Origin of the sequence: Pectobacterium atrosepticum, from assembly GCA_019056595.1 — a bacterium.
Classification (GTDB): Bacteria; Pseudomonadota; Gammaproteobacteria; order Enterobacterales; family Enterobacteriaceae; genus Pectobacterium; species Pectobacterium atrosepticum.
The window spans coordinates 4,148,771-4,160,478 of the sequence record CP036163.1; the positions used below are offsets into that span (position 1 = coordinate 4,148,771).

Here is an 11,708-nt window from a genome sequence, read left to right on the forward strand (position 1 = left end):
AAGTGCAGAGCTATTCGCTTTAAGAGGAAGATTTAGCGTCATTTTTTTCTTGCGAGAGCTTTTTCTCAAAATCGGCCTGTACCATTGCCAGTGCGGCGAGTGCGATACGGGGTTCGATTTGGTTTTCTTCCAGCAGCATAATCAAATCGACCGCCAGCTTGACTTCGGGTGGCGCGTTTTCAAGTGACATGAGTCATTTCCTCTTCTTTCTCGGCGAAGCCGCCGCGCTACAGTCCTTGTTCCCGGCGTTCAATCTGACGTTCTAAGCGTGATAGAGCCTGACGGCAGCGTGACAACCGTCCTTCCAGCGCGGCCAACTCTTTTTGCAGCCGCTGTTGCTCGCTGAAAAGCGTCTGTGTAATGAGCAGACTTTCTCTATCCTGAATCATGGAAAGCAAACGGCGCTCATAATCCTGATGCTCCGCCAGTTTGTGATACACATCTTCCTGCGGTGGTGCGGCATTTTGCTCCTGCCTGCGCAATGATTGTGTCGCCAGTTCACGTTGCAGAGCGGCTATCTGGCTAACCAGTTTTTCAGCTAGAAACGCCACGCGATCGGTGCGCTGTTCGGCAACCAGCTGTTTTATTGCGCGCAGGTTTTGTTCAACTTCGGCGCGATAATCACGTAGCCGAGTGCCGTAACTGCTAAAAAGCTGACGATCAAAGCGCGATTGCGGTACAGCTTTATCCGCCAGCGGTTCAAGCTGTTTCGCCAGCGTGTTAATTTGTTGTTCAAGTGCCAACAGCAATTGATGCGTGTTCACTTTTTTCCCTTACGGTAAGGCTGATAATTCAGCGGGCCGACGTTGTGTAGTATGTCAGCGTGATTGATCTACGTCGCCTTATGTATTGCATGAGGATATCTTAATTAATCCATCGGGCAAGGTGGTGATAAAGTGTGATGGACATTGTAGACAAAACATATTGGTAGTGAACAAAGCGTAAAGGTGAATATGTATCGCGTGTTGCTGATTATACTGGGGTGGATTTCTGTTGTGCTGGCAACGTTGGGTGTCGTATTGCCTTTATTACCGACCACACCTTTCTTGTTACTGGCCGCTTGGTGTTTTGCCCGCTCCTCCCCGCGTTTCCATAACTGGTTACTGCACCGCTCTTGGTTTGGCAGCTATCTGCGCCATTGGCAGCAACATCGGGCGTTGCCGCCAGGAGCAAAGTGGAAGGCTGTCACCATGATTCTGCTGACGTTTGCGCTTTCGCTCTGGTTAGTCAAGCTGGTTTGGGTCAGGATCTTGCTGTTGGTCATTTTAACTATTTTGCTGACCTTCATGCTTCGTTTACCCGTGGTTGATCCAGAACAACAAACGCAGGGCGCGGATCCGAAAAGATAGCGCAAACGGCGGTCTCCGTGACGGGCAGACAAAAAATATCCACCTAGAGTGCGGATGGTTGCATTTATCCGTCACTTTGACTAGATTTGAGCGTTTTCGTGCACGGGTCGCCATTTTCCTCTTTGTCATAATGCTTATTCATCACATCATGCGATGATGAAAGCCTTGTGGCGACCGGCATTTGTATGTTCAGAACGTTTTATCAGGCACAACTATGACGACCGTAACAGCGCAGCAGCAGGCAGAATTAATTAAAAACAGTATCAAAAGCATCCCCGATTATCCGAAGCCGGGCATACTGTTCCGTGATGTCACCAGCCTGCTGGAAGATCCTGTGGCCTATGCGGCCAGTATTGACATGCTGGCGAACCGTTATCGCAACACCGGTGTGACGAAGGTTGTCGGCACCGAAGCGCGTGGTTTTCTGTTTGGCGCCCCTGTTGCGCTGGCGCTGGGTGTGGGTTTTGTTCCCGTGCGTAAACCGGGCAAACTGCCGCGTCCAACGATCAGTGAAAGCTATGAACTGGAGTACGGTTCAGATACGTTGGAAATTCATGCGGATGCGATCTCTGCTGGCGATAATGTGCTGGTGATCGACGATCTGCTGGCAACGGGCGGTACGCTTGAAGCCACGGTGAAATTGATCCGTCGTCTGGGTGGCACGGTAAACGATGCCGCTTTTATCATTAACCTGTTCGATCTGGGTGGCGAGCAACGCCTGACTGAGATGGGTGTAACCTGCTATAGCTTGGTTGACTTCCCCGGACATTAATCATAACAGTCTCGCCGATAGCGGCGTGGCTGTGTTAGCATGATTGCCTCAATAACTCGACTGTTGCGGTATTGATGAGCTATCAGGTTCTTGCCCGTAAGTGGCGTCCCCAAACCTTTACCCAAGTTGTCGGTCAGGAACATGTCCTGACCGCGTTGGCTAACGGCCTTTCCCTAGGTCGAATCCATCACGCTTATTTGTTTTCTGGCACCCGCGGTGTCGGGAAGACGACGATTGCCCGTTTGCTGGCAAAAGGGCTGAATTGCGAACAGGGTGTAACGGCAACGCCGTGCGGCCAGTGTGATAATTGCCGAGAAATCGAACAGGGCCGTTTTGTCGATTTGATCGAAATCGACGCCGCTTCTCGCACTAAAGTCGAAGACACGCGCGATCTGTTGGATAATGTGCAGTATGCCCCCGCGCGTGGGCGATTCAAGGTGTACTTGATTGACGAAGTACACATGTTATCGCGCCACAGCTTTAATGCGCTGTTAAAAACGCTGGAAGAGCCACCTCCGCACGTCAAATTCCTATTGGCGACTACCGATCCGCAGAAACTGCCGGTGACCATTCTGTCGCGCTGCCTGCAATTTCATCTCAAAGCGCTGGATGTCGAACAGATTCGTGCGCATTTGGAACAGGTACTACAGGCGGAGAATCTCGCCAGTGAACCACGGGCACTGCAACTTCTGGCGCGTGCTGCCGATGGAAGCTTACGTGATGCGCTGAGCTTGACCGATCAAGCTATTGCCATGGGGCAAGGGCAGGTGACAACCGCTTCAGTCAGCCAAATGTTAGGCACGCTGGACGATGAACAACCGCTGGCACTGATTGAAGCGTTGGCGAAAGGCGATGGCGGGCAAGTCATGTCGCTGCTAGATCAGGTTGCTGCACGAGGTGTGGATTGGGAATCGTTATTGGTAGAAACCCAAACGTTGTTACACCGTATTGCGATGGTTCAACTGCTGCCTGCGGCGTTGGGCGATGATTACGCGGCTGTTGAAGCGCGGATACGAGAGTTGGCGCGAGCTTTGCCACCGGCTGACGTGCAGCTTTATTACCAGACGATGCTAATTGGCCGCAAAGAGCTGCCTTTCGCGCCGGATCGTCGGATGGGTGTTGAAATGACGCTACTAAGAGCGTTGGCGTTTCATCCCAGTCAGATTATTGCCGAACTGGTTGCACCAGTAAGCGCCGCGCCTGCTCAGGCTGCGCGTGCGCCCTCTGTCAAGCCGCCTGCGCAGCCGCAACCTACGGCAACAACATCGGCGGTGGCTCGTGCGCCAATGCCGCAAAACAGCGAATCTCATGACGACGTGCTGCCGTCATCATACTCTCCCGAACCGCCGATGGATGCCTCTGCCTATGCGCCACCGTTAGGGGAAGCGACTGTTACGGCCGGTTCTGCGGATCAGCATGGTGTGAGTGAATTACCTGATGCGACTTCTCAGCTGTTACAGGCTCGCAGCCAGCTACTGCGAAAACAGGGGAGTACGCCACCAAAAAAGGCTGAACCGGCAGCGTCTGACAACACGCGGCCGGCAACCTCAGCGCTGGAGCGATTGGCTTCGGTGACTGAGCGCAGTATTCAACGGCAAAACGCGCAAACCTCTCCCTCCGAACCTAAAAAGCCGGAAGCGTATCGTTGGCGGGCGCAGAATAAAGTCGACGAAGAGAAGGTCGATGTGACGACGCCAAAAGCGCTGCGTTCGGCATTGGAGCACGAAAAAACGCCTGAACTAGCGGCACGGCTGGCGGAAGAGTCATTGGAGCGGGATCCATGGGCGGCGGAAATCCATCGCCTGACATTGCCAAAACTGGTACAACAGCTGGCACTCAATGCGTTTAAAGAGAGCGAAGAGGCAGGAAAAGTCCATCTACATCTGCGTTCATCTCAGCGGCATCTGAATTCGCCTGTGGCGCAAAAGACGCTGCTGGATGCATTGACGGCCCACTATGGGCATCCTGTAGAATTACTGATTACTGAAGACGATAACCCAGCGGTGCGGACGCCGCTGGAGTGGCGTCAGGCTATATATGAAGAGAAACTGGCGCAGGCGCGTCAGTCGATTCTGGCCGATACGACGATTCAAACGCTGCGGCGTTTCTTTGATGCGGAACTGGACGAAGAAAGTATCCGCCCTGTTTAACCGCTGCGAGTGCGCAGCCCGACGTGATAGAGAGAAAACTATGTTTGGTAAAGGTGGAATTGGCAACCTGATGAAGCAAGCCCAGCAGATGCAGGAAAAAATGCAGCAGATGCAGGAAGAAGTGGCGAATCTGGAAGTCACGGGCGAATCGGGCGCAGGTCTGGTGAAAATCACGATCAACGGTGCGCATAATTGCCGCCGTGTTGAGATCGACCCTAGCCTGATGGAAGACGACAAAGAGATGCTGGAAGATCTGATCGCTGCGGCGTTCAATGATGCCGCTCGTCGCATCGCAGAAACGCAGAAAGAGAAAATGGCAACGGTTTCCAGCGGTATGCAATTGCCGCCGGGCTTCAAGATGCCGTTCTGATGCAGACCAGCCCGCTTCTTGAATCATTGATGGAAGCGCTGCGCTGCCTGCCGGGCGTTGGGCCCAGGTCGGCGCAGCGTATGGCGTTTCAACTACTGCAACGTAACCGCAGCGGTGGTATGCGTTTGGCGCAGGCGTTGACGCAAGCCATGTCCGAAATCGGGCACTGTAGCGATTGCCGGACATTCACCGAGCAGGACGTTTGTGCGATTTGCTCGAATCCACGCCGCCAGCAAAATGGGCTGGTTTGCGTTGTAGAAAGCCCGGCTGATATTCATGCCATTGAACAGACGGGGCAGTTTGCTGGTCGTTACTTTGTGCTAATGGGGCATTTGTCGCCGCTTGATGGCATTGGCCCAGACGATATTGGTTTGGGGCGATTAGAAGAGCGCCTGCAAGTGGAATCGTTCAACGAAGTGATTCTGGCTACTAACCCGACGGTAGAAGGCGATGCTACAGCGAATTATATCGCTGAGCTCTGTGCGCAACACGGCGTGATGGCCAGCCGCATTGCACACGGCGTTCCCGTTGGCGGTGAGCTGGAAATGGTCGATGGCACGACGCTCTCTCATTCGCTCGCGGGTCGTCAGCCCTTCCGGTTTTAATCTGTCGGCTGCCAGTCGCATCATCTGGTAGCCGCAGTCATCTTTTCTTCCCCCACGATTTTCTTGATCCGCTGAAATTTACCCCTTGAAATCACCTTGGTTTATCCCCATTTGCTACTTATCGTCAGTTTAATCAGCCTGAATAATATTAGGATTGAGGTAAGCAACAATGAGTATGAAAGGCCAAGAAACTCGCGGGTTCCAGTCCGAAGTTAAGCAACTACTGCATTTGATGATCCATTCGCTTTACTCCAATAAAGAAATTTTTCTGCGTGAATTGATCTCCAACGCCTCTGATGCAGCAGACAAGCTACGTTTCCGTGCGCTGTCCACACCAGAACTGTATGCGGGTGATGGCGACCTGCGCGTGCGCGTGTCTACGGATAAAGAAAAACGTACTCTGACGATTTCTGACAACGGTATCGGCATGAGCCGTGACGAAGTGATTGATAATCTGGGTACTATTGCAAAATCCGGCACTAAATCCTTTCTGGAATCCATGGGTTCCGATCAGGTTAAAGATAGCCAACTGATTGGTCAGTTCGGTGTGGGTTTCTACTCTGCCTTCATCGTGGCGGATAAAGTGACCGTGCGTACCCGTGCCGCGGGCGCGAATGCCGATCAGGGCGTGTATTGGGAATCTGCCGGTGAAGGCGATTATACCATTGCTGACATCACTAAAGACGATCGCGGAACGGAAATCACTCTGCATCTGCGTGAAGGCGAAGACGAGTTTCTGGATGACTGGCGTGTGCGTTCCGTCATCAGCAAATACTCTGACCATATCGCGCTGCCGGTAGAAATCGAATCCCAGACAGAAAGCGAAGAAGAAGGTGGTGAGTCCACTGTTAGTTGGGAAAAAATTAACAAGGCACAAGCCCTGTGGACGCGCAGTAAATCTGAAGTCAGCGATGATGAGTACAACGAATTTTATAAGCACATCTCCCATGACTTTACCGATCCGCTGAGCTGGAGCCACAACCGTGTAGAAGGCAAGCAGGAGTACACCAGCCTGCTCTACATTCCTGCACATGCACCGTGGGATATGTGGAATCGCGATCATAAACACGGTCTAAAATTGTATGTTCAGCGTGTCTTCATTATGGATGATGCTGAACAGTTCATGCCGAATTACCTGCGTTTTGTTCGTGGCCTGATTGATTCCAACGATTTGCCGTTGAACGTTTCCCGTGAGATTTTGCAGGACAGCCGTGTGACGCAGAATTTGCGTAATGCGCTGACCAAACGTGTGCTGCAAATGCTGGACAAACTGGCGAAAGACGACGCGGAAAAATATCAAACGTTCTGGCAACAGTTCGGTCTGGTGCTGAAAGAAGGTCCGGCGGAAGACGGTAGCAACCGGGAAGCGATCGCGAAACTGCTGCGCTTTGCCACCACGCAATCTGATAGTTCAGCGCAGACGGTGTCGCTGGAAGATTACGTTAGTCGCATGGTGGAAGGTCAGGACAAGATCTACTACATCACTGCAGACAGCTATGCGGCAGCGAAGAGCAGCCCACACCTGGAGCTGTTCCGTAAGAAAGGCATTGAGGTATTGTTGTTGTCCGAGCGTATTGACGAATGGATGATGAGCTACCTGACCGAGTTTGACGGTAAATCCTTCCAGTCTGTTAGCAAAGCGGATGATACGTTGGACAAACTGGCTGATGAAGAAAACGATGCGCAGAAAGAAGCACAAAAAGCGCTGGAGCCGTTTGTCGAGCGTGTGAAAACGCTGCTGGGCGAACGCGTTAAAGACGTGCGTTTCACGTACCGTTTGACCGATACGCCTGCAATTGTCGTGACGGATGCCGACGAGATGAGCACGCAGATGGCGAAACTGTTCGCCGCAGCGGGCCAACAAGCGCCGGAAGTGAAGTACATTTTTGAACTGAACCCGGAGCACGCGTTAATTAAACGTGCAGCTGACGTTTCTGATGAGGCTGAATTTGGTGAGTGGGTTGAGCTGCTTCTGGATCAGGCTTTGTTAGCGGAACGCGGAACGCTGGACGATCCAAATCTGTTCATTCGTCGTATGAATCAGCTATTAAGCGCCTGATATTGATGTCCTTCAGACCCCGGTGTCAACCGGGGTCTTCTCCGATTTTACTCTTCCTTCCTCTGACGAGGGTTTCTTCGTCTACACTGAATGGCAACATTAGGCAGACGGCAAACCGTATTTTTGGGTATTTGGTTTTTTTTCATCTGCCTACGCGATGCTGAAGCGAGCCAGTTCCTTGAGCATAAGCGTCCAGAATGGTATGGTTCAGCGTTTTTCAAATTTATTTTATAAATATTACATAGCAAGGGGATTTACGCGATGCGTATTATTCTGCTGGGCGCTCCGGGCGCAGGCAAAGGTACTCAGGCTCAATTCATCATGGGAAAATACGGTATTCCGCAGATTTCCACGGGTGACATGCTGCGTGCAGCGGTAAAAGCCGGTACTGAATTGGGCAAGCAGGCTAAAGAAATCATGGACGCGGGTAAACTGGTCACTGATGAACTGGTCATTGCTCTGGTTAAAGAGCGCATTGCACAGGACGATTGCCGTAACGGTTTTCTACTGGATGGCTTCCCACGCACCATTCCGCAGGCTGATGCTATGAAAGATGCTGGCATCGATGTGGACTACGTCATCGAATTCGCAGTTCCTGACGAACTGATCATCGATCGTATCATTGGTCGTCGCGTTCATGCGGCGTCCGGTCGTGTTTATCACGTAAAATTTAATCCGCCTAAAGTTGAAGACAAAGACGATGTGACCGGCGAAGACCTGAGCGTTCGTAAGGACGATCAGGAAGATACCGTGCGTAAACGTCTGGTTGAATATCATCAGCAGACTGCGCCACTGGTTTCTTACTATCAGAAAGAAGCTGACGCGGGTAATACGCGCTATTTCAAAGTGGAAGGCACGCGTAAAGTAGAAGAAGTTCGCGCAGAACTGGAAACCATTCTGGGCTAGTTTTTCTAAGCGAATCATACCCCGCCATCTGAATGCCAGACGATCGTCTGGCATTTTTTTGTTCTGAAATTCTTGTTTGCTTATTTTTCTCTATTGATAGCATCGGCTTTACCCCTGCTATCTACCCGTATTTGTTTAGCTTTTTTTCGCTACAATAGGAATCTGATGTTACGCACTGGTGGGCTGAAAGAAAGCCTGCTTCTCCATAAAAGGAAGACGGCGATGAAACAAGAGAAATACGGCGTGCTGATGGTGAACTTAGGGACACCTGATGCCCCGACGCCGCAGGCGGTGAGGCGTTATCTGGCTGAGTTTCTGAGCGACCGCCGCGTAGTGGATACACCGCGTTTGCTATGGTGGCCGTTGCTGCGCGGTATCATCCTGCCAATTCGCTCACCACGAGTGGCGAAGCTCTATCAATCTGTCTGGATGGAAGGCGGATCGCCGCTGTTGGTGATTAGCCGTCGACAGCATCAGGCGCTGGCTGCACGTATGCCAGACACGCCTGTTGAGCTAGGCATGAGCTATGGTTCGCCCAGCTTGCGTTCAGCGCTGGATAAGCTGCTGGCGCAGGGCGTAACGCAACTGGTGGTTTTGCCCATGTATCCGCAATATTCCTGTTCAACGACCGCCGCGGTATGGGATGGGCTTGCTGCGCAACTGCGTGATAATCGGCAGTTGCCTGCGATTCGCTTTATCCGTGATTACGCTGAACATCCTGCTTATATTGCGGCCTTGAAGCACCGTGTTGAGCAGTCTTTTGCGGAGCATGGTGAGCCGGACAGATTGGTGATCTCCTATCACGGCATTCCCGTGCGTTATGCCAATGAAGGGGATGACTATCCGCAGCGCTGTCGGGCGACGACTGAGGCGCTGATTGCCGCGCTGGGGCTGCCGGAAGGCAAAATAATGATGACCTTCCAGTCGCGTTTTGGCCGTGAACCCTGGCTAACGCCGTACACGGATGAAACCATGCAGGGATTACCCGCACAGGGAATCAAGCACATTCAGATTATGTGCCCTGGTTTTGCTGCGGACTGTCTGGAAACGCTGGAAGAGATTCAAGAACAGAACCGTGAAATCTTCCTGCACGCTGGTGGAGAAGCATTCCACTATATTCCTGCGCTCAATGACGATCCGCTACATATCGATCTGCTGGAACAGCTAGTTGGAAAAGTAGAATAGGGGAGAGATTACCTTTGTTTGGTAATGCTTGAAAGCATCATACCTACGTTGAACAGCATAAAAAATGGCGGGCATAATTTGTCCGCCATTTTTGTTATTCAGCATGTAGTCGAGCCGTTTAGATAGGACACGCCTGAGGTGCTGGTGGGATTTCATCCAGCTTCAGCAGCGTGATCATGCTGTTGGCTATTTCCCTTTCGCCCATGACTACCTCATTGGCACCGTGCTCGGTAATGTAGCTAACTTCATCGTCATAGTGCGCGCGAGCAATAATCTCTAGGTCGGCGCGTTTCTCACGGGCCGCAGCGACGATTTCCCCGGCTTCATAGCCGTTCGGAATGGTCAGTAATAGCCAACGGGCACAGTCGATACGAGCAATATCCATGACTTCAGGCTTTGTAGCGTTGCCCAACACGGCTTTAATGCCTTGCTCACGTAGGGCATCGACGCGTGTACGTGAATTCTCAACCACTACCACGGGAATGCCTGCCTGATGCAATTTGGCGCCAATCAGGCTACCAACGCGGCCATAGCCGACCAGCAGAGCATGGTTGCACATATCGACAGGAATCTGTTTCTCTTCTTCGATGGCCTCTTCTACGATCTGCTCTTCTATTGTTTCGTTCTTCGCCAGATAGCGTTCAAGCAGCGTAAACAGCAGCGGGTTTATCATGATGGAGAGAATGGCACCGGCTAGTACCAGATTTCGACCCTCTTCGGACAACAGCCCCAACACAATGCCGAGTCCGGCTAAAATAAAGGCAAATTCGCCGATCTGCGCCAGACTGGCAGAAATCGTCAATGCTGTCCGTTTTGAGTGGCCAAAGAGGCGAACCAGCGCGAAAGCAGCGGCTGACTTACCGAACACGATGATTGCCAGAGTGATCAGCACGGAAACCGGATCGTTCAGCAAGATCATCGGATCAAACAGCATGCCGACAGAAACAAAGAACAGTACGGCGAAGGCATCGCGCAGCGGCAGTGTATCGTGAGCAGCCCGCTGACTGAGCTCAGATTCGTTCAGTACCACACCTGCAAAGAATGCGCCCAGTGCAAAAGAGACATCAAACAGTTTCACTGCGCCAAAGGCGATACCCAGAGCCATCGCTAATACCGCCAGTGTGAAAAGCTCGCGTGAGCCTGTGCTTGCGCTTTTTGCCAACACCCACGGCACTAGACGGCGACCTACCACAATCATCAGGGTGATAAACGCGATGACTTTACCTATGGTCCAAGCCAAATCGGCTAGCAGCTTGCTGGTGTCAGCATGCTCAGCCCCGATCATGTCGCCGAAGGCTGGCAGCAGAACCAGCGTAAGCACCATCGCCAGATCTTCTACGATCAGCCAGCCGATAGCGATTTGGCCACGCTGGCTATCAATAAGCTGGCGTTCTTCCAGCGCACGTAGCAGAACCACTGTACTGGCGGTTGATAGACAGAGGCCAAAAACCAGGCCGCTCGCCAGGTTCCAGCCCAGCATAGTTGATAACCCCATTCCAAGTAGCGTTGCCACGGCAATCTGGGCTATCGCACCGGGAATGGCTATAGACTTTACCGCCATGAGGTCTTTCAGCGAGAAGTGCAGGCCAACGCCAAACATCAGCAGGATTACGCCAAGTTCAGCCAGTTCTGATGCTAGTGAGGTATCAGCGACAAATCCGGGGGTAAAAGGACCGACAAGTACGCCTGCGGCAAGGTAACCAACAAGGGGAGAGATACGTAGGCGGTGTGCCAGAATACCAAGGATGAAGGCAAGAACCAGCCCCCCTGCGATAGTAGAAATTAGCGGTGTTGCAGCATGCATCCCAACTCCTTGTGCCATAGATGAAACGTAATTGAGCGGATTTACCCTTCTTGCCTTGAAGCTACAGCGTGGTTAGCGGCGCTTACGTACCCTTATCACTCTTATTATGTACCGAAAAGCGTATTGGGATTCGTTCGTTTGCTGTCTGGTTGCAACGCCAATTATTCTGGGTATATACAAATTCTATTGCATATAACGAAATGTTGCTTGGATAAAAGTGGTATTTTATGAAAAATATCAGCTTCTCCAGTTAAAGGTAGTGTAACACAGATTTATGGATGGTTTCTCACGATAAGCATTGATAAACATGCGTAATTATTATGATGGCGTGATGTTCTTGGTGTGAATTCACTACAAATTTTCCGTGTATTCAACGGAATGATTTTTTCCACCTGTGTAAAAGCCAGAAAACAGAGGATAAACGGTGTGATGTTAGGTTATTACGATGAAGTATCCATATTAGCAAGAGTTCGTGACGGTGCGACGACAGTGCCAGGCCAGCGTGATA

General features: G+C 51.6%; 11 protein-coding genes. 8 read left to right on the plus strand and 3 right to left on the minus strand.

What is annotated here, in order from left to right:
• Positions 1–19: 19 nt before the first annotated feature.
• Both DCX48_19505 and DCX48_19510 read right to left on the minus strand, forming a co-directional pair.
• Positions 20–190: a DUF2496 domain-containing protein gene (locus DCX48_19505; GenBank protein ID QXE16505.1), complete on the minus strand. Its 171-nt coding sequence runs from the start codon at positions 188–190 to the stop codon at positions 20–22.
• A gap of 37 nt (positions 191–227) precedes the next feature.
• A complete protein-coding gene (locus DCX48_19510; GenBank protein QXE16506.1) occupies positions 228–764 on the minus strand; it encodes a prephenate dehydrogenase in 537 nt (178 codons plus the stop codon).
• Positions 765–953: 189 nt separating this feature from the next.
• Here DCX48_19510 and DCX48_19515 point away from each other — a divergent pair, with 189 nt between their 5' ends.
• The 8 genes from DCX48_19515 to DCX48_19550 all read left to right on the plus strand — a co-directional run bounded on the left by DCX48_19515 (position 954) and on the right by DCX48_19550 (position 9,396).
• The gene (locus DCX48_19515; protein QXE16507.1) at positions 954–1,349 is read left to right on the plus strand and encodes a DUF454 family protein; all 396 of its coding nucleotides are present in this window, start codon (positions 954–956) and stop codon (positions 1,347–1,349) included.
• A 214-nt stretch (positions 1,350–1,563) separates the two neighbouring features.
• Positions 1,564–2,121 (plus strand): adenine phosphoribosyltransferase, encoded by a 558-nt coding sequence (locus DCX48_19520; GenBank protein QXE16508.1) that lies wholly within the window; start codon positions 1,564–1,566, stop codon positions 2,119–2,121.
• Between the two features lie 74 nt (positions 2,122–2,195).
• Positions 2,196–4,271: a DNA polymerase III subunit gamma/tau gene (locus DCX48_19525; protein QXE16509.1), complete on the plus strand. Its 2,076-nt coding sequence runs from the start codon at positions 2,196–2,198 to the stop codon at positions 4,269–4,271.
• A gap of 40 nt (positions 4,272–4,311) precedes the next feature.
• A complete protein-coding gene (locus DCX48_19530) occupies positions 4,312–4,641 on the plus strand; it encodes a YbaB/EbfC family nucleoid-associated protein (protein ID QXE16510.1) in 330 nt (109 codons plus the stop codon).
• On the plus strand, positions 4,641–5,246 hold the full coding sequence (gene recR / locus DCX48_19535; GenBank protein QXE16511.1) for a recombination protein RecR: 606 nt from the start codon (positions 4,641–4,643) through the stop codon (positions 5,244–5,246). Before DCX48_19530 ends, recR begins: the two co-directional genes overlap by 1 nt.
• Positions 5,247–5,415: 169 nt before the next feature.
• The gene (gene htpG, locus DCX48_19540) at positions 5,416–7,305 is read left to right on the plus strand and encodes a molecular chaperone HtpG (GenBank protein ID QXE16512.1); all 1,890 of its coding nucleotides are present in this window, start codon (positions 5,416–5,418) and stop codon (positions 7,303–7,305) included.
• Positions 7,306–7,566: 261 nt separating this feature from the next.
• A complete protein-coding gene (locus tag DCX48_19545) occupies positions 7,567–8,211 on the plus strand; it encodes an adenylate kinase (GenBank protein QXE16513.1) in 645 nt (214 codons plus the stop codon).
• A 222-nt stretch (positions 8,212–8,433) separates the two neighbouring features.
• A complete protein-coding gene (locus DCX48_19550) occupies positions 8,434–9,396 on the plus strand; it encodes a ferrochelatase (protein QXE16514.1) in 963 nt (320 codons plus the stop codon).
• Positions 9,397–9,514: 118 nt separating this feature from the next.
• Here the strand turns inward: DCX48_19550 and DCX48_19555 are convergent, their stop codons facing one another.
• Positions 9,515–11,200: a Kef family K(+) transporter gene (locus tag DCX48_19555; GenBank protein QXE16515.1), complete on the minus strand. Its 1,686-nt coding sequence runs from the start codon at positions 11,198–11,200 to the stop codon at positions 9,515–9,517.
• Between the last annotated feature and the right edge of the window lie 508 nt (positions 11,201–11,708).